Annotated in this window: 17 protein-coding genes; 9 read left to right on the forward strand and 8 right to left on the reverse strand. The window is 73.3% G+C overall.

From position 1 onward, the window contains the following. Window positions 1-107 precede the first annotated feature (107 nt). From ACZ4YY_RS02140 to ACZ4YY_RS02160, 5 genes are all read right to left on the reverse strand, one after another. The gene (locus tag ACZ4YY_RS02140) at window positions 108-3,209 is read right to left on the reverse strand and encodes an efflux RND transporter permease subunit (RefSeq protein WP_468282617.1); all 3,102 of its coding nucleotides are present in this window, start codon (window positions 3,207-3,209) and stop codon (window positions 108-110) included. 159 nt (window positions 3,210-3,368) lie between these two features. After that, the gene (locus ACZ4YY_RS02145; protein WP_468282621.1) at window positions 3,369-4,049 is read right to left on the reverse strand and encodes a response regulator; all 681 of its coding nucleotides are present in this window, start codon (window positions 4,047-4,049) and stop codon (window positions 3,369-3,371) included. Next, on the reverse strand, window positions 4,046-5,266 hold the full coding sequence (locus ACZ4YY_RS02150) for a sensor histidine kinase (protein WP_468282624.1): 1,221 nt from the start codon (window positions 5,264-5,266) through the stop codon (window positions 4,046-4,048). Before ACZ4YY_RS02150 ends, ACZ4YY_RS02145 begins: the two co-directional genes overlap by 4 nt. 130 nt (window positions 5,267-5,396) lie before the next feature. Beyond that, window positions 5,397-5,675, reverse strand: coding sequence for a PspA-associated protein PspAA (gene pspAA / locus ACZ4YY_RS02155; protein WP_468282627.1), 279 nt, complete (start codon window positions 5,673-5,675; stop codon window positions 5,397-5,399). Window positions 5,676-5,697: 22 nt separating this feature from the next. Next, window positions 5,698-6,468 (reverse strand): PspA/IM30 family protein, encoded by a 771-nt coding sequence (locus tag ACZ4YY_RS02160; protein ID WP_468283217.1) that lies wholly within the window; start codon window positions 6,466-6,468, stop codon window positions 5,698-5,700. Window positions 6,469-6,765: 297 nt separating this feature from the next. Here ACZ4YY_RS02160 and ACZ4YY_RS02165 point away from each other — a divergent pair, with 297 nt between their 5' ends. The 3 genes from ACZ4YY_RS02165 to ACZ4YY_RS02175 all read left to right on the forward strand — a co-directional run bounded on the left by ACZ4YY_RS02165 (window position 6,766) and on the right by ACZ4YY_RS02175 (window position 9,574). Next, a complete protein-coding gene (locus tag ACZ4YY_RS02165) occupies window positions 6,766-7,395 on the forward strand; it encodes a DUF3043 domain-containing protein (RefSeq protein ID WP_468282630.1) in 630 nt (209 codons plus the stop codon). Window positions 7,396-7,478: 83 nt separating this feature from the next. After that, entirely contained in the window at window positions 7,479-8,180 is a 702-nt protein-coding gene (locus tag ACZ4YY_RS02170) for a methyltransferase domain-containing protein (protein WP_468282633.1), read from the forward strand. A 308-nt stretch (window positions 8,181-8,488) separates the two neighbouring features. Beyond that, window positions 8,489-9,574: a S1C family serine protease gene (locus tag ACZ4YY_RS02175; protein ID WP_468282636.1), complete on the forward strand. Its 1,086-nt coding sequence runs from the start codon at window positions 8,489-8,491 to the stop codon at window positions 9,572-9,574. A 207-nt stretch (window positions 9,575-9,781) separates the two neighbouring features. Here the strand turns inward: ACZ4YY_RS02175 and ACZ4YY_RS02180 are convergent, their stop codons facing one another. Further along, window positions 9,782-9,994 carry a hypothetical protein gene (locus tag ACZ4YY_RS02180; protein ID WP_468282639.1) on the reverse strand — a complete coding sequence of 71 codons (213 nt, stop codon included), beginning with the start codon at window positions 9,992-9,994 and terminating at the stop codon, window positions 9,782-9,784. A gap of 113 nt (window positions 9,995-10,107) precedes the next feature. On the opposite strand from ACZ4YY_RS02180, the gene ACZ4YY_RS02185 reads away from it, so the two are divergent. Beyond that, a complete protein-coding gene (locus tag ACZ4YY_RS02185; RefSeq protein WP_468282642.1) occupies window positions 10,108-11,316 on the forward strand; it encodes a bifunctional adenosylcobinamide kinase/adenosylcobinamide-phosphate guanylyltransferase in 1,209 nt (402 codons plus the stop codon). A 300-nt stretch (window positions 11,317-11,616) separates the two neighbouring features. Here the strand turns inward: ACZ4YY_RS02185 and ACZ4YY_RS02190 are convergent, their stop codons facing one another. Continuing rightward, entirely contained in the window at window positions 11,617-12,579 is a 963-nt protein-coding gene (locus tag ACZ4YY_RS02190) for a class I SAM-dependent methyltransferase (RefSeq protein ID WP_468282645.1), read from the reverse strand. 163 nt (window positions 12,580-12,742) lie between these two features. Here ACZ4YY_RS02190 and cobT point away from each other — a divergent pair, with 163 nt between their 5' ends. After that, window positions 12,743-13,903: a nicotinate-nucleotide--dimethylbenzimidazole phosphoribosyltransferase gene (cobT, locus tag ACZ4YY_RS02195; protein ID WP_468282648.1), complete on the forward strand. Its 1,161-nt coding sequence runs from the start codon at window positions 12,743-12,745 to the stop codon at window positions 13,901-13,903. 6 nt (window positions 13,904-13,909) lie between these two features. On the opposite strand, the gene ACZ4YY_RS02200 is transcribed toward cobT, so the two are convergent. After that, a complete protein-coding gene (locus ACZ4YY_RS02200) occupies window positions 13,910-14,674 on the reverse strand; it encodes a hypothetical protein (protein WP_468282651.1) in 765 nt (254 codons plus the stop codon). Between the two features lie 61 nt (window positions 14,675-14,735). Between ACZ4YY_RS02200 and ACZ4YY_RS02205 the strand changes: the two genes are divergently transcribed. The 4 genes from ACZ4YY_RS02205 (at window position 14,736) to sucB (ending at window position 20,882) form a co-directional block, all read left to right on the forward strand. Beyond that, on the forward strand, window positions 14,736-15,527 hold the full coding sequence (locus ACZ4YY_RS02205) for an adenosylcobinamide-GDP ribazoletransferase (RefSeq protein ID WP_468282654.1): 792 nt from the start codon (window positions 14,736-14,738) through the stop codon (window positions 15,525-15,527). A 285-nt stretch (window positions 15,528-15,812) separates the two neighbouring features. After that, on the forward strand, window positions 15,813-17,339 hold the full coding sequence (locus tag ACZ4YY_RS02210) for a leucyl aminopeptidase (protein ID WP_468282657.1): 1,527 nt from the start codon (window positions 15,813-15,815) through the stop codon (window positions 17,337-17,339). A 294-nt stretch (window positions 17,340-17,633) separates the two neighbouring features. Continuing rightward, window positions 17,634-19,022: a dihydrolipoyl dehydrogenase gene (gene lpdA, locus ACZ4YY_RS02215; protein WP_468282659.1), complete on the forward strand. Its 1,389-nt coding sequence runs from the start codon at window positions 17,634-17,636 to the stop codon at window positions 19,020-19,022. Between the two features lie 66 nt (window positions 19,023-19,088). After that, window positions 19,089-20,882 carry a 2-oxoglutarate dehydrogenase, E2 component, dihydrolipoamide succinyltransferase gene (gene sucB / locus ACZ4YY_RS02220; protein WP_468282662.1) on the forward strand — a complete coding sequence of 598 codons (1,794 nt, stop codon included), beginning with the start codon at window positions 19,089-19,091 and terminating at the stop codon, window positions 20,880-20,882. The last annotated feature ends 299 nt before the right edge of the window (window positions 20,883-21,181 follow it).

Raw genomic sequence — 21,181 nt, forward strand, 5'->3', positions numbered from 1 at the left:
GAGCAGTTCGAGATCACAGGATATGGAAAGCCCGCGGGGAAGTGGACATCGGTGGGGTGTGACACCCGTGGGGTGGCACCGGCGGGGTGCCACCCGTGGGGTGACCGCTACACGCCGGCCGGCTCCGACACCTGCTCCGGCTCGGGCTGCCGCTTCGCCGCCCGCTTCTTCGCCCGCCGCTCCTTGCGCAGTTCGAGCATCGCGTAGAGGGTCGGGACGAGCAGCAGGGTGAGCAGGGTCGAGCTGATCAGACCGCCGATGACGACCACGGCCAGCGGCTGGGCGATGAAGCCGCCCTCGCCGGTGACGCCCAGCGCCATCGGCAGCAGGGCGAAGATGGTCGCCAGGGCCGTCATCAGGATGGGCCGCAGCCGGTGGCGGCCGCCTTCGACCACGGCCTCGACGACGCCGTAACCCTGCTGGCGGTACTGGTTGACGAGGTCGATCAGGACGATCGCGTTCGTCACCACGATGCCGATCAGCATCAGCATGCCGATCATCGCGGGGACGCCCATCGGCGTGCCCGTGGCCACCAGCAGACCGATCGCGCCCGTCGCGGCGAACGGGATGGACACCAGCAGGATCAGCGGCTGGGCGAGCGAACGGAAGGTCGTCACCAGCAGCATGAAGACGATCGCGATCGCCGCGAGCATCGCCAGGCCGAGGTTCTTGAACGCGTCGTCCTGGTCCTGCGAGACACCGCCGATCTCGGCCGTCGCACCCGCCGGGAGCTTCAGCGCGTCGAGTTTCGCGGTCAGGTCCGCGCTCACCGCGCCGGTGTTGTCGCCGGTCGGCCGTGCCGTGACGGTGGCCGCGCGCCGGCCGTCGATGCGGGTCATCGACACCGGTCCGTCCACCAGTCGCACGGTCGCGACGTCGCCGAGCTTCACCGGGCCGAGCGGCAGGGCCTTCAGCTCCGCGAGCGTGCGGACCGGCTTCGCCGAGGTGATCACGACGTCGCGCTCGGTGTCGTCGAGGATCGCCTTCGCGGCCGGCGTCCCGCGCACGGCCTGCGCGACCGCCGCGCCCAGCGTCTGCTCGTCGAACCCGGCCGCCGCGGCCCTGGCGTTCGCCTCGACCGAGATGCGCGGCACGCTCTGCGACAGGTCGCTGGTGACGTCGGTGACGTCGTCCAGACCGGCCACGGCCCGGCGGACCTGTTCGGCCGCCGTGCGCAGCACGCCCGCGTCGGCCGCTCTGACGACGACGCTCAGGTCCTGGCTGCCGAAGCCGTCACCGGCCGCGACAGTGGTCGAGCCGATGCCGTCGAGCTTCTCCAGCCCCGCCTCGACGCGCTCCTGGACGTCCTCGTACGACGCGGAGTCCTCCAGCATCACCTGGTAGGTGGCCTGGTTGGTGTCGGTGCCGCCGCCGAAGGCCGCCATGAACCCGGAGGAGCCGACGGTGACCTGGTAGTCCTTCACGCCCTCGGTGTCGGCGAGCAGCCGCTCGACCCTCTTCGCCTGGGCGTCGGTGGCCGCGAGGCCGGTGCCCGGCTTCAGCTCCTGCCTGACCGTCAGGACCTGCTGCTCGCCCTGGTCGAAGAAGTTCGTCTTCAGCAGCGGCGCCATGCCGAACGTGCCGATCAGGACGACGACCGCGATCGCCACGCTGGTCATCCGGCGGCGGGTCGCGAAGCGCAGGACGGGCACGTACACGCGCTGAAGACGGCTCCGGGCCTCCTTCTCCTCGGCCTTGCGGCGGGCCTCCTCGGCGTCCTGCGGGGTGCCCTTGGGAGCGCGCAGGAACCAGTACGACAGGACCGGCACCACCGTCAGCGAGACGAGGAGGGAGGCCAGCAGGGCCGCCGTCACGGTGAGGCTGAACGAGCCGAACAGGGCGCCCACCATGCCGCCGACCAGGCCGACCGGCAGGAACACGGCGACCGTGGTGAGGGTGGAGGAGGTGACCGCGCCGGCCACCTCGCGCACGGCGGTGAGGATCGCCGTCTGCCGCTCCTCGCCGTAGCCGAGGTGGCGCTTGATGTTCTCCAGGACGACGATCGAGTCGTCGACGACCCGGCCGATGGCGATGGTCAGCGCGCCCAGCGTCAGCATGTTCAGCGACAGGTCGCGCGTCCACAGCACGATCAGGGCGAGGACGACGGACAGCGGGATCGACACCGCCGTGACGAGCGTGGAGCGGATCGACGCCAGGAACACCAGGATGACCAGGACCGCGAAGAGCAGACCGAGCGCGCCCTCCGTCGTCAGGCCCTCGATGGCCTTGGAGACCGCCGGGCCCTGGTCGCTGACGACCGTGATCGAGGCGCCGGAGCCGAGGGCCGTGCGCAGCCCGGGCAGCTTGTCCTCGACGGCGCCGGAGATGGCGACCGCGCTGCCGTCGTGGTCCATGGTGACCATCACGGCGAGGCTGGGCCGGCCGTCGGTGCGGGTGATCGAGTCGGCCGGGGCCTCCTCCTGCCGCACGGCCGCCACGTCACCGAGCCGGACCGGCTTCCCGCCCGCCCGGCCCGGGATCATCAGGTCCTGGATCTGCCGCAGGGACGTGAAGCCGCCGCCGACCTGGACCGTGCGGTTGGAGCCGCCCTCGTCGAAGGAGCCGGCCGGGACGGTCGCGCCGCCGGCCTGGAGGGCCTGGGCGAGGGTCTGCCCGGTCAGCCCGGACCGCGCGAGTTTCGCGTCGTCCGGGGTGACGGTGATCCGCAGGTCGCGCACGCCGTCGACGGTGACCTGGCCGACGCCGTCGATGTCGCGGAGCGCCGGCACGACGGTCGTGTCGATCTGGTCGGCGAGGGCCTGCTGGTCCTTGTCGGAGGTGACGGCGAGGACCACGGTCGGCATGTCGTCGGTGGAGCCGGCGACCACCTGCGGCTCCACGGAGTCCGGGAGCTGGACGCGGGCCCGGTTGACGGCCTGCTGGACGTCGGCGACGAGCCGCTTGGTGTCGATGCCGTAGTCGAAGGAGGCCAGGATGACGGCGTTGCCCTCACTGGCCGTGGAGGTGACGCCGGTGATGCCGTCGACGCCTTCGAGGTTGTTCTCGATCGGCTCGACCACCTGCTTCTCGACGACGTCCGGGGAGGCCCCCTGGTACGGCGCGAGCACGGAGACCACCGGCAGCTCGATGGTGGGCAGGAGCTGCTGTTTGAGCTGGGGGATCGCGATCGCGCCGAACACGAGCGCGACGATGGACACCAGGCCTATGAGGGCCCGTTGGGCGAGGCTGAATCTCGACAGCCAGGACATGGGTTCAGGGTCTCTCTTCTGTGAGCGGCAGAAGCGCGTGCCGGGCACATGGGAGCGCCCGCCCCTACACCCTGGTCCATCGGCGAGGGCCGGTCCGTGGGCCCCAGGTCGGGTTCCTTATCCCGCGCATACTCCGGTCGCAGTACGGCGGGATGGAGATCAGTCCACCCTCGGACGGACCAGCCCCGACTCGTACGCGACGACCACGAGCTGGGCCCGGTCGCGGGCGCCCAGTTTCGCCATGGCCCGGTTGACGTGCGTCTTCACCGTCAGCGGGCTCACCTCCAGCCGCTCGGCGATCTCGTCGTTGGAGTGGCCGCCGGCGACCTGGACCAGGACCTCGCGCTCGCGCACGGTGAGGGCCTCCAGCCGTTCGGCGCGCGCCGGGTCCTGGTCGTCGTCCCCGCCGCCCTGGGCCAGGAACCGGGCGATCAGTCCCTTGGTGGCGGCCGGGGAGAGCAGGGCCTCGCCGCCGGCGGCGACCCGGATGGCGTTCAGCAGCTCCTCCGGCTCACTGCCCTTGCCGAGGAACCCGGACGCGCCCGCGCGCAGCGACTGCACGACGTAGTCGTCGACCTCGAACGTCGTCAGGATGACCACCCGGACGTGGGCGAGGGCCGCGTCGGCGCTGATCAGCCGGGTCGCGGCGAGACCGTCGGTCCCGGGCATGCGGATGTCCATCAGGACGACGTCGGCGCGCTCGTCCCGCGCCAGCCGCACCGCCTCGGCGCCGTCCGCCGCCTCGCCGACCACCTCCATGTCGGGCTCGGAGTCGACCAGCACCCGGAACGCGCTGCGCAGCAGTGCCTGGTCGTCGGCGAGCAGGACGCGGATGGTCATGCACTCTCCCCCCGTGCGGTGGTGCGGTTCTCGAGGGGCAGGATCGCATGGACGCGGAAACCGCCCCCGTAGCGGGGACCGGTGGTGAGGGTGCCGCGCAGGGCCGTGACGCGTTCGCGCATGCCGAGCAGGCCGTGGCCGCCGCCGTCGCGCGGTCCGGTGTCCCCGCTCGAGCCGCTGTCGAGGACCGTGACCTCGATGTGCGGTCCCACGCGGACGACGCTCACCTCGGCCTTGGCATCCGGCCCCGCGTGCTTCTGCACATTGGTCAGCGCCTCCTGGATGACCCGGTAGGCGGCGAGGTCGACGGCGGCGGGGAGTTCCGTGCCGTGGTCGGCGCGGGCGACCTCGACGTGCAGTCCGGCGTTGCGGAAGGTGTCGGCGAGCTCGTCGAGACGTCCCAGGCCGGGAGCCGGCTCGGTCGGGGCCTCCGGGTCGTCGGACTGGCGCAGCAGACCGACGGTGGCCCGCAGTTCGTTGAGCGCGGAGCGGCTGGCCTGGCGCACGTGTGCCAGTGCCTCCTTGGCCTGGTCGGGCCGCTTGTCCATGACGTGGGCGGCGACTCCGGCCTGGACGTTGACCAGCGCGATGTGGTGGGCGACCACGTCGTGCAGGTCGCGGGCGATGCGCAGGCGTTCCTCCGCGACCCGGCGGCGGGCCTCCTCCTCGCGGGTGCGTTCCGCGCGCTCGGCGCGCTCGCGGATGGCCTGGACGACGGCCCGGCGGCTGCGCACGGCGTCGCCGGCGGTGGCGCCGATCCCGGTCCAGGCGAAGATCGCGAGGTTCTCCTGGGCGTACCAGGGCAGCGGACCGGCGAGCATCGCGGCCGCGGTGAGGACCGTCATGGTGAGCAGGCCGGCGCGCAGGGTCGTGGGGCGGTCGGTGGTGGCGGCGACGGTGTAGAGGGCGACCACGGCGCCCATCGCGACCGGGGCGCGGGGGTCGCCGGTGACGCACTCGACCAGGGCGACGGTGCCGGTGAGCGCCAGGACCCGGATGGGGGCGTGGCGGCGGAAGACGAGGGCGGCGGCGCCGAGGGTGATCAGCAGCAGGCTCAGCGGGTCCGGGGTGCGCAGGATCCAGCTGACGCCGCGCTCGCCGTGCGGGTCGACGAAGGAGCCGGCGAGCATGCACAGGAGCACCCCGGCGGCGAGGACGGCGTCCAGGGCGAGGGGGTGGGCGGTCAGCCGGCGCTTGGCCCGGGCCAGGGGGGTCACTGTGCGGTTACCGTCGCTTTCCTGCCGTCGCCGGGGCTGCCGCCCGCGGCCCCGCCGCTGGCCCGGATCGGACCCGGTCTCCTCACCACGCCCGCGGGAGCCGTCCCCGGCCGGGGCCCGGCCGCCGAGGTCAGCCGGGGATCAGCCCGTCGTCGCCGAGCATCTTCCGGACCTCTTCCAGCGTCGCCTCCGGGGACGGCAGGATCAGTTCGGAGGGCTCCAGGCTGTCGTCGGGCAGGGGGGTGCCCAGACGGCGGACGGCGTCGAGGAGGGCGGTGAGCGTCCGGCGGAAGCCGTCGGCGTCGCCGCTCTCCATCTCGGCCAGCAGGTCGTCGTCCAGCTTGCTCAGTCGGGTGAAGTGGGAGTCGTCCAGCTCCACCTGCCCCTCCCCCATGATCCGCACGATCATGTCGCCCTCCTCGGCGTGGGCCCTACTGCTTGTCGAAGCGCGGGGTGTCCTGCGGCTGCTGCTGGTTCTGCGGCTGACTCGTGCCACCCTCGATGGCCTGCTGTCCGGAGGAGCTGCCCCCGGCGAGCTCGGCCTTCATGCGCTGCAGCTCCAGCTCTACATCCGTACCACCGGAGAGCCGGTCCAGCTCGGCCTGGAGGTCGTCCTTGGCCATGCCGGTCGGGTCGTCCAGGGCGCCGGAGGCGAGCAGTTCGTCGAGCGCGCCGGCGCGGGCCTGGAGCTGCGCCGTCTTGTCCTCGGCGCGCTGGATGGCCAGGCCGACGTCGCCCATCTCCTCGGAGATGCCGGAGAAGGCCTCGCCGATACGGGTCTGGGCCTGGGCGGCGGTGTAGGTGGCCTTGATGGTCTCCTTCTTCGTACGGAAGGCGTCCACCTTGGCCTGGAGGCGCTGGGCCGCGAGGGTGAGTTTCTCCTCCTCGCCCTGGAGCGTCGCGTGCTGCGTCTCGAGGTCGGTGACCTGCTGCTGGAGGGCGGCGCGGCGGGAGAGCGCCTCGCGGGCGAGGTCCTCGCGGCCGAGGGCGAGCGCCTTGCGGCCCTGGTCCTCCAGCTTGGAGGACTGCGACTGCAACTGGTTGAGCTGCAGTTCCAGCCGCTTGCGGGAGGTGGCCACGTCCGCGACGCCGCGGCGGACCTTCTGGAGCAGCTCCAGCTGCTTCTGGTACGAGTAATCGAGGGTCTCGCGCGGGTCCTCGGCCCGGTCAAGGGCCTTGTTCGCCTTCGCGCGGAAGATCATCCCCATACGCTTCATGACACCGCTCATGGGCTTCGCGCGCCCCCTTCTGACGGACTCCGGCTCAGCTCTGCGACAGAACCCACAGTACGGGCCCTGCATCCATTGACGCACTGTTCGGGGGCGGATGGACTCCTCCCCAAGGACGACTGACCAAGGGCTTGCTCCGGCGTGAGGAGTAGGTGACCTTCAGGGTGACCGGGAGGTCGCCGCGTGTCCCCTCTTCCCCGGTCTGTCCCGGGTCTGTCCTCACTTCAGACGTCTGGTGTTGCCGGATCGTTCCCCGCGGGGCTGGGGTCCATGCCCGGGGAGCGCTTACCCTTGGGTTTTGTGTTCCGTAGCCGTGCCAAGGAAGAGAAGGCATCGGTCGCCGACAAGGCGCCGCTGACCGACTCCAAGCAGCCCCGAGACCCGCAGGCCCCCAAGGGCAGGCCCACGCCCAAGCGCAGTGAGGCCCAGTCCCAGCGGCGCAGCGTGGCCAACACGCAGATGACGCGCAAGGAGGCCACCAAGCGTCAGCGCGACGAGCGCCGTGCCCAGCTGGAGCGTCAGCGCCAGGCCCTGGCCGGGGGCGACGAGCGGTACCTGCCGGCCCGTGACAAGGGACCGGTGCGCAAGTTCGCGCGCGACTTCGTCGACTCGCGGTTCAACGTGGCGGAGTTCTTCCTGCCGATGGCCGTGATCATCCTCGTGCTGAGCATGGTCCGGGTGCCCGCGCTGCAGAACGCCGCGCTGCTGCTGTGGCTCTTCGTCATCGTCCTCATCGTGCTGGACTCGGTTCTCTCCGCGTTCCGGCTGAAGAAGCGGCTGGCCGAGCGCTTCCCCGAGCAGAACCGCCGGGGCGCGGTGGCGTACGCGCTCATGCGCTCCCTCCAGATGCGTCGGCTCCGGCTGCCCAAGCCGCAGGTCAAGCGCGGAGCGCGGCCCTGAGCACTGCGTCGTTCTCCGGGGGTGCGGCACGGGCCTGGCTGGACAAGCTGGGCGGGCTGCGTGACGTCGTACGGCAGGAGCTGGTGGCCCGGCAGCTCGACGAGCAGATAGCCGGGCGGTACCCGGTCGGGCAGCGGCTGCGGGTGCTGGACGTCGGGATGGGCCAGGGCACGCAGGCGCTGCGGCTGGCCCGGCTCGGTCACCAGGTGACCGGGCTGGAGCGGGACGCGACGATGATCGCCGCGGCCCGGGAGGCGCTGTCGGGGCAGCCGGAGGGCATCCGGGAGCGGATGCGGATCATCGAGGGCGACGGCCGGGACACCGGTGTGCACTTCCTGCCCGGCAGCTTCGACGTGGTGCTGTGCCACGGCGTGCTGATGTACGTCGAGGAACCGGACCCGCTCCTCGCCGGTCTCGCGCGTGTGCTCGCTCCGGGCGGGCTGCTGTCGCTGCTCGTGCGCAACGCGGACGCGCTGGCGCTGCGGCCGGGGCTGTCCGGGGACTGGGCGGGGGCGCTGTCCGCGTTCGACACGGTGTCGTACCGGAACAGGCTGGGGCTGGACGTGCGCGCGGACCGGCTGGAGACGCTGACGGCGACCCTCGCCGGCATCGGTGCGCCCCTGCACACCTGGTACGGGGTGCGGGTGTTCACGGACACGGCGGCGGACGCGACGCAGGCCCCCGACGACGTGGAGACGCTGCTGGCCGCGGAGGAGCGGGCGGGCCGGACGGACCCGTACCGCGGCGTGGCGGCGCTGCTCCATCTGTGCGGGGTGCGGGGCTAGGTGTGCTGTCCCGGCACGTCGGTGACACGCGGACTGGGTGCTTGAACAGGTGAGGGCCTTCTGGGTTCGGTGTGGATTGCGACATCTACGCCCGACCGCAGGAGGCCCTCGTGTCCCACCGTAATGCCCCGCTGACGCCGACCGGCAGGCTCCGTCCGGCCCGGTGTGTCGTGGACGACGGCTGGCCGCTGCGGCGGGCTCTCCCGTCGCGTTCCCCGTCGTCCTCCCGGGGCTGCTCGTGCCGGGGCGCCTTCTCGTTCGGGTGAGCAGCGCACGCCGGAGGCCGGGGGCGCGGTGAGACTCGGGGCATGGATGCTTCCCGTGCGCGTGCCCGTCGTCGGGCGGTCGCCCTGGTGGCCGTGGGCGTGTGTCTGCTCGGACCGGCCGTCGGGTGTTCCGCCTCCCCTTCCTCCGGCGGGAACCGGGCGGTGACCCGGCAGGCCGCGCAGCCCGAGGCGGTCGCGCAGGCGGACGATCTGGAGAACGCCTACCAGCGGGTGATCAGGGACGTCCTGCCGTCGGTCGTGCAGATCCAGACCGAGGACGGTCTCGGCTCGGGGGTCGTCTACGACGGCAGGGGGCACATCGTCACCAACGCGCACGTCGTCGGCGGTGGGCGGACCTTCCGGGTGACGACCGCCAACAGCGAGGCCGCGCTGACCGCGACCCTCGTGTACTCCTATCCGGAGCAGGACCTCGCCGTCGTCCGACTGGACCAGGTGCCGGACGGGCTGAAGGCCGCGGCCCTCGCGGACTCCGCGAAGGTGGAGGTCGGGCAGATCGTGCTGGCCATGGGTTCGCCGCTGGGGCTGTCGTCGAGCGTGACGCAGGGCATCGTCTCGGCGACCGGACGGACCGTCAGCGAGGGCCGTGCCGACGGCGGGACGGGCGCGACGCTCGCCAACATGGTGCAGACGTCCGCGGCCATCAATCCGGGCAACAGCGGCGGCGCGCTGGTCGACCTCGACGGGCGGGTCGTCGGCATCCCGACGCTCGCCGCGACCGATCCCGGACTCGGGGAGGGCTCGGCGGCCCCGGGCATCGGGTTCGCGATCCCCGCGTCGACGGTGCGGACGATCGCCGACCAGATCGTCAGGGACGGCAGGGTCACGGACTCCGGCCGGGCGGCGCTCGGCATCACCGGGCGGACCTTCGTCGACGCCGGGTTCCGGCCCGCCGGGGTCGCCGTCGTGCAGGTGACGGCCGGGGGCGCGGCCGACCGGGCCGGCCTGGAGGCCGGGGACGTCATCACGAGGCTGGGCGACACCGAAATCACCACCATCACCTCGCTGGCGGAGGCCCTGGCCGAGGACCGGCCCGGGGAGCGGACGACGGTGACGTTCACCCGCGACGGCACCGAGCGGACCGTCGACGTGACGCTGGGCGAGCAGTAGGCGGGGGGACGGCGCACGGACGGCCGCCCCCGCCCGGTGGGGCCAGGGGGTGTTTCGAAAGTCCCGCACAGCACCCACGGCGCCCGGCACGCCCTCTCGCCGCACCGGCCGAAAGCCCGAGTACACCCGGTACGAGCGCTTCCGTCCGGCACGCCGAGAGCACGCACCGGACACCGCGGACACCGCACAGGACCTTCGAAACACCCCCTACGCGTCCGCGGCGTCCAGGCTCATCGGGCCATAGATCTCGGTGGCCTCCTCGAACAGCCGCACCTGGTCCGCGCCGCCTTCGAGCAGGGCCTTCCAGTGCTCCCCGATCCAGGACTCGGCGTCCCCCTGGGTGGGGAAGTCCTCGGGCTGCACCGCGGGCTGGACCTCCGTCCCGTCGGCCTTCTCGAACCGCCACGTCCATGCCGCCATGTACGCCTCCCACGTGTTCGCACCTGCAGAGCAGGAGCCGGATCTTGGTCCGGCTCCTGCTCAGAGCCTAGCCGGGCGCGCAAGAGTGGGGCGGACAGGTGAAAATCGGGTCCGTGGAAGTGACTCTGCTCGGTACCGGTGCCCCGGCGGGACTCCCCCGCCCCGACTGTCCCTGCGCGGTGTGCGCGACCTCCCTCGGCGAGGACGCGCGGGCGGCGACCGCGGTGCTCGTGGACGGGGCGTTGCTGCTCGACCTGACCCCGGGGGCGGCCTTCGCGGCGGCGCGGGCGGGCCGTTCGCTGACCGGGCTGCGGCAGGTGCTGCTGTCCCATCCGCACGACGGACCCCCCGTGGAGGTGCCGGCCGGGGTGCCGCACCCCGGACGGGTGCCGGACGGACGGGAGTTGACGCTGCCGACGGGCCATCGGGTGCGGGCGGTGGCGATGGACGCGCCGGGCACCGGGTACGCGGTGACCGGGCCGGACGGTGAGCGGCTGCTGTACCTGCCGCCGGGCGGCGCTCCGGCCGGGCTGGAGGAGGGCGCGGAACCCGCCGAGCGCTACGCCCTGGTCCTCGCCGATCTCGTGGGGCGGCCGGACGCGTTGGCGCGGCTGCGGGCGGTGGGCGCGGTGGGCCCGACGACGGACGTCGTCGCCGTCCATCTGGACCACGACGTGCCGCCGGGCGCGGAGGTGCGGCGGCGGCTCGCCGCGGCGGGGGCGCGGGCGGTGCCGGACGGGTCGACGCTGGCGGTGGGGGCGTACGAGGAGGTGCCGGACGCGCCCAGGCGGACGTTGGTGCTGGGCGGGGCGCGGTCGGGGAAGTCGGTGGAGGCGGAGCGGCGGCTGGAGTCCTTCCCGGACGTGCTGTACGTGGCGACGGGCGGCACCCGGGGCGGGGACGGCGAGTGGGCGGCGCGGGTGGCGGCGCACCGGGAGCGGCGGCCGGGGTCGTGGCGGACGGCGGAGACGTGCGATCTGGTGCCGTTGCTGGGGGTGGGCGGGGCACCGCTGCTGATCGACTGTCTGTCGTTGTGGCTGACGGACGCGATGGACTCCGTGGGGGCGTGGGACGACGCGGTGTGGGCGGACGGGGGTGAGCGCGAGTTGCGGGCGCGGGTCGCGGAGCTGGCGGCCGCGGTGCGTGCGGCTCGGCGGACGGTGGTGCTCGTGTCCAACGAGGTCGGCTCGGGGATCGTGCCCGCGACGGCGTCGGGGCGGCGGTACCGGGACGAGCTGGGGCGGTTGAACGCGGCGGTGGGCACGGAGTGCGAGCAGGTTCTGTTGGTCGTGGCGGGGCAGGCGGTGGTGCTGCGGGGGTGAGGGTCTCCAGGGCGGGCCGGTCGGGAGCGGCGGGCGGGACCTGGGCGGCTCATCGGCGGAGGGAGGTTGCGGCGGTCCGCGCCGGGCCGGGGGCTGGTCGGGGTTGTGGCGGGGGTGCACCGGTCCGGGCGGCCGGTCGGCGGGCCGGGCTTGTGGCGGAGGTGCGTCGATCGCGCGGGCGTCCAGTTCGGTGGGCCGGGGGTGCCCGGGCCTGTGGGGCGTCGCCCCCTGTGGGGTCGGGAGCGCCCCGGGCGGGCCGCGGAACGGCGCAGGCCGTGCGCGCCGCCCGCGGCTTCCGGGTCAACCGTCCTTGCGGGCGATGACGCGGAACGCGTTGGAGAAGCGAGTGCGGCTCAGGAGGGGGGCCAGGGTGTGGTCCAGGACGGTGGCCGCGGTCACCAGGGGGGCGGTGGCGCGCAGGAGGGGGGCGCGGGTGGGGGGAATGGTCCGGGTGAGCGACAGGGAGAGGGCCGCCGCCAGGTCGTAGGGGATGTGGGCGGCGCGACGGTCGACGGTGACGACGGTGCAGCCCTGGGTCTCCAGTTCGGTGCGGAGGTTGGCCAGGGGCATCAGGTGGACGTGGCGGGGCTGGCCGTGCGGGACCCACCACTTGCCGAGGAGCGCGGCGAACACGCTGTGCGGGTCGGGGACTTCGAGGAGGAGGTGACCGCCGGGGCGCAGGACGGTGAGGGCGGCGCGGAGTTCCGCGCGGGGGTCGAGGGTGTGCTCCAGGTGGTGCAGCATGCTGACGACGTCGTAGCGGCCGCGCAGCCGGGCCCTGACCTCCGGGTGGGTGAGGTGACCCCGGTGCGCCTCCTCCACGCGGCCCGCCTGCCGTGCCCGTTCCACCCGTGCGGTGGGGTCGAGACCGTCGAACGAGGTGTAGGCGAACACCCGTTTCGCCACCTCGGGGAAGCGCGCGTGGCCGGTGCCCACGTCCAGCCAGCTCTCGGGCTCGGGGTAGGGCAGCATCGCGCGGGCGGCGGCGCGCAGACGGCGCCGGCTGGTGCCGGTGGCGAGGACGCGTGCGGTCAGGTCGTGGCCGTGCTCGACGTCGGGGTGCCGCCGGTAGAGGGCGAGGCCCTCGGCGGTCAGGCGCGGGTTCTGGAAGGCGTGCGCGCAGTCCCGGCACTCGTCGAGCAGGAACGTCCCCGGCTTGTGGTGGTGCAGCAGGTCCGGGGCGCGCAGCCGGGTGCGCAGACGTCTGGAGCCGCACCAGGGGCAGTCGTCGCGGCGCGGCTCGTGGATGGGCCTGGGGGGCATTCGCGGCTCCGGGTGAGGGGCGTGAGGGCGCGCGGCAATTCATGACAAAACGGAAAGTATGGGATCGCGATCTTGGGCGCAACGACGTCGTGGGGGTGTGGTGGCCACATGGCGCGCGACGGACGCGCGGAACTGTTCGACCGCTGCCGGTACTGTTCGGCGAATGAGCTCGCTTAATCTCGACGACTTCACCGATCTGATCGAGCGCCCCGACGGTGGGGTGCGCCGCGACGCGGAGGCGCGCCGGGAACGTCAGATCGTGCCGCCCGGGTCGCTGGGGCGCCTGGACGACCTGGGTGAGTGGCTGGCGGCGGCGCAGGGGTCCGTGCCCGTGCGGCCGGTCGTGCGGCCGCGGGTGGTGCTCTTCGCCGGCGACCACGGCGTCGCCGGGCTCGAGGTGTCGGCGCGGCCCGCGGGCAGCGCGTCGGAGCTGGTACGGGAGGTGCTGGAGGGCGGCCGTCCGGCGTCCGTGCTGGCCCGCCGGCTCGGGGTGCCGCTGCGGGTCGTGGACATGTCGCTGGACTGCGAGCCGGACGCCTTCCCGCAGGACGTCGTACGGCATCGGGTGCGGCGCGGCAGCGGTCGTATCGACGTCGAGGACGCGCTGACCCTCGAGGAGGCCGAGGCGGCGTTCCGCGCGGGCGTCGCGGTGGCCGACGAGGAGGCGGACTCCGGCACGGACCTGGTCGTGCTGGGCGATGTCAGCGTGGGCGGGACGACGGCGGCGGGCGTGCTGGTGGCGGCGCTGTGCGGGACCGACGCGTCGGTGGTGACCGGACGCGGCGGTGAGGCGATCGACGACCTGGCGTGGATGCGCAAGTGCGCGGCGATCCGGGACGCCCTGCGACGGGCCCGGCCGGTGCTCGGGGACCAGTTGCAGTTGCTGGCGACCGTGGGCGGGGCCGACCTGGCCGCCATCACGGGCTTCCTGTTGCAGTGCGCGGTGCGCAAGGTCCCCGTCCTGCTGGACGGTGTCGTGGTGGCCGCGTGCGCGCTCGTCGGGCAGCGGATCGCGTTCCGGGCGCCGGACTGGTGGCTCGCCGGACAGAAGAGCGGTGAGCCGGGGCAGGCCAAGGCGCTGGACCGGATGGCCCTGGAGCCGCTGCTGGACCAGGGGGTGACCGTGGGCGAGGGTGCGGGCGCGCTGCTGGCGCTGCCGCTGGTGCAGGCCGCGGCGGCGCTGGCCGCCGAACTGCCGGAGAGGCCCGAGCCCCCGCAGGAGCGGGGGCCTCAGGAGGACGCGCAGGACACGGGAGACGCGGCGGAGGCGGGGGACGAAGAGCGCGCGCGGGACGGGGGCGAGGCGGCGTCGGAGTCGGCGTAGGCGCGGTCAGCGGTGGCCGGCGGTGCGGGCGAGTTCGTCGTCCGTCTTGCCGCCGAGCCAGTCCCCGATCATCCGCCGGGGCCCGGCCCACCGTCGGTCGTGGTGGTAGGCGCGCAGGGCCGCCTTCGCGCGGGCGCGGGGGCGGCGGCGGTAGAAGCGGCGGGCCCACGGGGAACCGGGGCGGGCCAGCCGGACGAAACCGATGAGGCCGAGCAGCGGCACGATGACGCTGAAGATCGCCATCCGCACCTTGCCCTTGCTGAGCACGGCCAGGGCGAACGCGAAGTTGACCGCCACGGTCGAGATGACGCTCCCCCGGTCCTGGCGTTCGTCCTGGCTCACGTCGTCGACGCCGAACGGCGAGAACCCCACCAGGACCAGCCCGACCAGGGCCGCCGTGAGGACGACGACCTCGACGCTCTTGCGGCCGGCCTCGGTCCAGTACACGTCGTCGAGGTGCAGGATCAGGGCGAACTCGTCCAGGACGAGTCCCACGCCGATGCCGAAGACGACCGCGAACACCCCCGAGCCGACACCGTGCCGGTAGGTCGCCACCGATCCGAAGCCGCCGAGGACGGTCAGCACGACCCCGGGGACGACGTGGTGGACGTGCACCCCGCCCGCGCTGACGTTGCCGAACGGGCCCTTCCCCGCCCGGATCATGCGTGTGATGACGCGGGTGATCACGAAGGTCAGGACGAAGGCGCCGAGGGCGAGGAGCAGCGGCAGCTTGCCCGGCTCGACGATGTTCCGCTGCAACCAATGTCCCATAAGCGCATTTTCGCCCTGGCCTGTCGGGGGCGCCCGTCCGACCGCCGGGTAACCTGCGCCGGTGTCCACGACCCCGCCCTCCCCCCTGGACGGCCTCCGCTTCGCCTTCGGCACCCTCACCGTGCTCCCGGTCCGGGTGACCCGCTGGGACCGACGGGCCGCGCGCGGGGGCATGCTGAGCGCCCCGGCGGCCGGGCTGGTCGTCGGCGGCTGCGCGGCCGGACTCGGCCTGCTGGCGCTGTTCCTCGGCGCGGGGCCGCTGCTCGCCGCCGTCGCCTCCGCCGCCGTGCCCGCCGTCCTCACCCGTGGTCTGCATCTCGACGGGCTGGCCGACACCGCGGACGGGCTGGGCAGCGGCAAGCCCGCCGAGGACGCGCTGCGGATCATGAAGCAGTCGGACATCGGGCCGTTCGGCGTGCTCACGCTGGTCCTCGTGCTGCTCGCCCAGGTCGCCGCGCTGGCGCAGGCGTACGGCGCCTCCTGGTCGCGGGGCGCGCTCGCCGCCGTCCTCTCGGCCCTCGCGGCCCGGCTTGCGCTCACCCTGGCCGCCCGCACCGGAGTGCCGGCCGCCCGGCCGGAAGGGCTCGGGGCGGCGGTCGCCGGGGTGGTCCCGGTGCGCGGCGCCCTCGCGGTGACGGCCGTCTGCGTGCTCCTCGCGGCGGGCGCGGGGCTGCTGCTCGGAACGGCCGACGCGGTCCGCTCGGCCGGCGCGCTCGTCCTCGCCCTCGCCGCCGCCGAACTCCTCCTGCGGCACTGCGTCCGCCGCTTCGGCGGCGTCACCGGAGACGTGTTCGGCGGGCTCGCCGAGACGGCGGCGACGACGACGCTCGTCCTGCTCTGCCTGGGCGCCTGACACCTCGTCGCCCCACCGTGACCCGGCCGCTGTCGCACCCCGCCACAGGTGCGAGGATCGAGGCGTGGCGACGACGCCACCGCGAGGTGAACACCCGCGTGCATGAGCGACCGCTCACGCACGCGTACGCTCGTCCCGGGGTTTCGCCGTACCGGTTCGCCGCGCCGATAGGGCCGACCCCGGTAGCGACCGCACCCCCAGCCAGAAGACAGGGTCGGCTGTCGGGCCCGGTCGACCCACACATTCGGCCAAGCAACTCCACATCGGAAGCGAGATTTCACCACCGTGACTGCTCTCACTCTCAGCACCGCCGCGGCGCCCGGCCTGCGGGCCGACGCGATCGTGATCGGTGTCGTCAAGGGCGCGAAGGGCCCCGTCGTCGCCGCGGGCGCCGAGGCCGTGGACAAGGCCTACGACGGCCGGCTCGCCGGCATCCTGGAGACCCTCGGGGCCACCGGCGCCGAGGGCGAGGTGACGAAGCTGCCCGCACCGGCCGGCTTCAAGGCACCGCTCGTGCTGGCGGTGGGTCTGGGCGGGGAGCCCGAGAAGGACGCCTCCTACGACGCCGAGGCCCTGCGCCGCGCCGCCGGCGTGGCCGCCCGCGCGCTCGCCGGGTCCAGGAAGGCCGCCTTCGCCCTGCCCCTGACGGACGCCGCCGACGTCGGCGCGGTCGCCGAGGGCGTGGCGCTGGGCGCCTACTCCTTCGACACCTACAAGGAAAACGGCAAGGACGCCAAGGCCAGGAACGGCAAGGCGCCGCTCGCCGAGGCCGCCCTGCTCGGCGGCAAGCCGCGCGACGCCGCCCACAAGGCCGCCCTCGCCCGCGCCGCCGCGGTCTCCGAGGAGCTCAACCGTGCCCGCGACCTGATCAACATGCCGCCGAACGACCTGGACCCCCAGGCCTTCGCCGCGATCGCGCAGGCCGCGGCCAAGGAGCACGGCATCAAGGTCCAGGTCCTGGACGAGAAGGCCCTCACCAAGGGCGGCTACGGCGGCATCCTCGGCGTCGGCGCCGGTTCCGCGGCGGCCCCGCGCCTGGTGAAGCTGTCGTACACCTCCTCCCGGGCGAAGAAGCACCTCGCCTTCGTCGGCAAGGGCATCACCTACGACTCGGGCGGCATCTCGCTGAAGCCGGCCGGCCACAACGAGACGATGAAGTGCGACATGAGCGGTGCGGCGGCCGTCTTCGCGGCCGTCGTCGCCGTCGCCCGGCTCGGCCTGGACGTCAACGTCACCGGCTGGCTGGCGCTGGCCGAGAACATGCCGTCCGGCTCCGCCACCCGCCCGGGTGACGTGCTGCGGATGTACAGCGGCAAGACGGTCGAGGTGCTCAACACCGACGCCGAGGGCCGGCTGGTGCTCGCCGACGCGCTGTGGGCGGCGTCGCAGGAGAAGCCGGACGCCATCGTGGACGTCGCGACCCTCACCGGGGCGATGATGCTCGCGCTCGGCAACCGGACGTTCGGGATCATGGCGAACGACGACGCGTTCCGCTCCGCCGTGCACGAGGCGGCCGAGGAGGTGGGCGAGCCGGCGTGGCCGATGCCGCTGCCGCAGCACCTGCGCAAGGGGATGGACTCCGCCACGGCCGACATCGCGAACATGGGTGAGCGGATGGGCGGCGGGCTGGTCGCCGGGCTCTTCCTGAAGGAGTTCGTGGGCGAGGGCATCACCTGGGCCCACCTGGACATCGCCGGCCCCGCCTACAACGAGGGCGGCCCCTTCGGGTACACGCCGAAGGGCGGTACGGGTACCGCGGTGCGCACCCTGGTGCGGCTCGCGGAGCTGACCGCCGCGGGCGACCTGGGCTGACCTTCGCCCGACAGCCCGGTCCGTTCCGCCGCAGGGCGACGTCGTCGCGGGGGTGCCGGCAGCACCCGCGCGACGGCGTCGCATATCGGGACAGTCCCGCGCCGCTGCGGGGCGCCCGTGCGAACGTGGGACGTCTCACACCCCGGCCCCGCGTCTCGTCCTCCTCCCACAAGTGCAAAGATGGGGCTCGGCAGGACAGGGCCCCCACCACAGGGCCGAAGCAAGAGCGGCCGGACACCAGCCGCCGACCGGTCACCGACGACCGGCGTGGCGCACATGCATGGAGGACGTGACGTGGCGAACGACGCCAGCACCGTTTTCGACCTAGTGATCCTCGGCGGTGGTAGCGGTGGTTACGCCGCGGCCCTGCGCGGAGCGCAGCTGGGCCTGGACGTCGCCCTGATCGAGAAGGACAAGGTCGGCGGCACCTGCCTGCACCGGGGTTGCATCCCCACCAAGGCCCTGCTGCACGCGGGCGAGATCGCCGACCAGGCCCGCGAGAGCGAGCAGTTCGGCGTCAAGGCCACCTTCGAGGGCATCGACATCGCCGGGGTCCACAAGTACAAGGACGGCGTGATCGCCGGTCTGTACAAGGGCCTCCAGGGTCTCGTCGCCTCCCGCAAGGTGACGTACATCGAGGGTGAGGGCCGGCTGTCCTCCCCCACCTCCGTCGACGTGAACGGCCGACGCGTGCAGGGCCGTCACGTCCTCCTCGCGACCGGTTCCGTGCCGAAGTCGCTGCCGGGCCTGGAGATCGACGGCAACCGGATCATCTCCTCCGACCACGCCCTCGTGCTGGACCGGGTGCCGAAGTCCGCGATCATCCTGGGCGGCGGTGTCATCGGCGTGGAGTTCGCCTCCGCGTGGAAGTCCTTCGGCGCGGACGTCACCGTCATCGAGGGTCTGAAGCACCTCGTCCCGGTCGAGGACGAGAACTCCTCCAAGCTTCTCGAGCGCGCGTTCCGCAAGCGCGGCATCAAGTTCAACCTCGGCACCTTCTTCCAGAAGGCCGAGTACACCCAGGACGGCGTCAAGGTCACCCTCGCCGACGGCAAGGAGTTCGAGGCCGAGGTCCTGCTCGTCGCCGTCGGCCGCGGCCCGGTCTCCCAGGGCCTGGGCTACGAGGAGCAGGGCGTCGCGATGGACCGCGGCTACGTCCTGGTCGACGAGTACATGCGCACCAACGTCCCGACCATCTCCGCCGTCGGCGACCTGGTCCCCACGCTCCAGCTCGCGCACGTCGGCTTCGCCGAGGGCATCCTGGTGGCGGAGCGGCTGGCCGGTCTGAAGACCGTCCCGATCGACTACGACGGCGTGCCGCGGGTGACGTACTGCCACCCCGAGGTCGCCTCCGTCGGCATCACCGAGGCCAAGGCCAAGGAGATCTACGGCGCGGACAAGGTCGTCGCTCTGAAGTACAACCTGGCGGGCAACGGCAGGAGCAAGATCCTCAACACCGCGGGCGAGATCAAGCTCGTCCAGGTGAAGGACGGTGCCGTGGTCGGCGTCCACATGGTCGGCGACCGCATGGGCGAGCAGGTCGGCGAGGCCCAGCTGATCTACAACTGGGAGGCGCTGCCGGCCGAGGTCGCCCAGCTCATCCACGCCCACCCGACGCAGAACGAGGCGCTCGGCGAGGCGCACCTGGCCCTCGCGGGCAAGCCCCTCCACGCGCACGACTGACCCTCGGTCGAACCACGTCGAAGCGACGACACAGACTTCCGCAATTCGTAAGGAGCAACCGAAACCATGGCGGTTTCCGTAACCCTTCCGGCGCTCGGCGAGAGCGTCACCGAGGGCACTGTCACCCGCTGGCTGAAGGCCGAGGGCGAGCGCGTCGAGGCCGACGAGCCGCTGCTGGAGGTGTCGACCGACAAGGTCGACACCGAGATCCCCTCGCCCGCCGCCGGCATCCTCGCCTCCATCAAGGTCGCCGAGGACGAGACCGTTGAGGTCGGCGCCGAGCTGGCCGTCATCGACGACGGCACCGGTGCCCCCGCTGCCGCCCCGGCCCCGGCCGCCGAGGAGGTCGCCCCGCCGGCTCCCGAGCCGGCCCCGGCCGCCCAGCCGTCCACCGAGCAGGCCGCCCCCGCGCCGGCCCCGACCGCCGACGCCGCCGCCGGCGGCGGCTCCGCCGAGGGCACGGACGTCGTCCTGCCCGCGCTCGGCGAGTCCGTCACCGAGGGCACCGTCACCCGCTGGCTGAAGTCGGTCGGCGACAGCGTCGAGGCCGACGAGCCGCTGCTCGAGGTCTCCACGGACAAGGTCGACACCGAGATCCCGGCGCCCACCTCGGGTGTGCTGCTCGAGATCACGGTCGGCGAGGACGAGACCGCCGAGGTCGGTGCCAAGCTGGCCGTCATCGGCGCCCCGGGTGCCGCTCCGGAGGCCGCCCCGGCCCCCGCCGCTGCCGCCCCGGCGCCCGCTGCCCCGGCGCCCGCTGCCCCGGCCCCCGCTGCCCCGGCCGCGCCCGCTCCGGCCCCGGCTGCTCCGGCCGCCGCCGCTCCGGCCCCGGCCCAGCCCGCGGCCCCGGCCCCCGCGCCGGCTCCGGCCGCTCCGGCTCCGGTCACCCCGGCCGCCCCGGCACCCGCCGCCGCGCAGGCCACCGACGAGGGCGCCTACGTCACCCCGCTGGTGCGCAAGCTCGCCGCCGAGAAGGGTGTCGACCTGGGGTCCGTCAAGGGCACCGGCGTCGGCGGTCGTATCCGCAAGCAGGACGTCGAGGCCGCCGCCGAGGCCGCCCGGGCCGCCGCCGCTGCCCCGGCCCCCGCCGCGGCGGCCCCGGCCGCCGCGAAGAAGGCCCCGGCGCTGGAGGCCTCGCCCCTGCGCGGCCAGACCGTCAAGATGCCGCGCATCCGCAAGGTCATCGGCGACAACATGGTCAAGGCGCTGCACGAGCAGGCCCAGCTGTCGTCGGTCGTCGAGGTCGACGTCACGCGGCTCATGAAGCTGCGCGCCAGGGCGAAGGACTCGTTCGCGGCCCGCGAGGGCGTCAAGCTCTCCCCGATGCCGTTCTTCGTCAAGGCCGCGGCCCAGGCACTGAAGGCCCACCCGGTCATCAACGCCAAGATCAACGAGGCCGAGGGCACGATCACCTACTTCGACACCGAGAACGTCGGTATCGCGGTGGACTCCGAGAAGGGCCTGATGACCCCGGTCATCAAGGGCGCCGGCGACCTGAACATCGCCGGAATCGCCAAGGCCACGGCGGACCTGGCGGGCAAGGTGCGCGCCAACAAGATCACCCCGGACGAGCTGTCCGGCGCGACCTTCACCATCTCCAACACCGGTTCGCGCGGTGCGCTCTTCGACACGATCATCGTGCCGCCGGGCCAGGTCGCGATCCTCGGCATCGGTGCCACGGTGAAGCGTCCGGCCGTCATCGAGACGGAGGAGGGCACGGTCATCGGCGTCCGCGACATGACGTACCTGACCCTGTCCTACGACCACCGTCTGGTGGACGGCGCCGACGCCGCGCGTTACCTGACCGCGGTCAAGGCGATCCTGGAGGCGGGCGAGTTCGAGGTCGAGCTCGGTCTGTAAGTCGTGCGGTGCCCCCGTCCGGAGCCCTCTGGGTTCCCGGGCGGGGGTTCCGTGTGTTCGCGGAGCGTGTAAGTCTCGTCTCACCTGCGGCACAGCGCGCCTCCGCGCCGCTCCGCGACGGCCGGGCGGCCTTATTGTCTGAGGGGTCCTCGCACTATGCGCGCCTGGGCCGCGCGGCCTGGTGCCGTACCTCGCCGCGTTGCCGGAAAGCCCTGGTAGCTCCGCTACAAGGGCTCTACGGCGCCTAGCGACGCACGGCACCGGACCACGCGGCCTGATCAGGCGCTCACAGCGCAAGG

The organism is Streptomyces sp. NPDC030143 (assembly GCF_055573695.1).

Coding starts and splice junctions, on each gene's coding strand:
- ACZ4YY_RS02160 (WP_468283217.1), bottom strand. CDS start 6,468: ATGATCTTCCGCGCGAAGGCGAACAAGGCCCTTGACCGGGCCGAGGAC.
- ACZ4YY_RS02200 (WP_468282651.1), bottom strand. CDS start 14,674: ATGGGACATTGGTTGCAGCGGAACATCGTCGAGCCGGGCAAGCTGCCG.
- ACZ4YY_RS02175 (WP_468282636.1), top strand. CDS start 8,489: ATGGATGCTTCCCGTGCGCGTGCCCGTCGTCGGGCGGTCGCCCTGGTG.
- ACZ4YY_RS02140 (WP_468282617.1), bottom strand. CDS start 3,209: ATGTCCTGGCTGTCGAGATTCAGCCTCGCCCAACGGGCCCTCATAGGC.
- ACZ4YY_RS02190 (WP_468282645.1), bottom strand. CDS start 12,579: ATGCCCCCCAGGCCCATCCACGAGCCGCGCCGCGACGACTGCCCCTGG.
- ACZ4YY_RS02145 (WP_468282621.1), bottom strand. CDS start 4,049: ATGACCATCCGCGTCCTGCTCGCCGACGACCAGGCACTGCTGCGCAGC.
- ACZ4YY_RS02180 (WP_468282639.1), bottom strand. CDS start 9,994: ATGGCGGCATGGACGTGGCGGTTCGAGAAGGCCGACGGGACGGAGGTC.
- sucB (WP_468282662.1), top strand. CDS start 19,089: ATGGCGGTTTCCGTAACCCTTCCGGCGCTCGGCGAGAGCGTCACCGAG.
- cobT (WP_468282648.1), top strand. CDS start 12,743: ATGAGCTCGCTTAATCTCGACGACTTCACCGATCTGATCGAGCGCCCC.
- pspAA (WP_468282627.1), bottom strand. CDS start 5,675: ATGATCGTGCGGATCATGGGGGAGGGGCAGGTGGAGCTGGACGACTCC.
- ACZ4YY_RS02165 (WP_468282630.1), top strand. CDS start 6,766: ATGCCCGGGGAGCGCTTACCCTTGGGTTTTGTGTTCCGTAGCCGTGCC.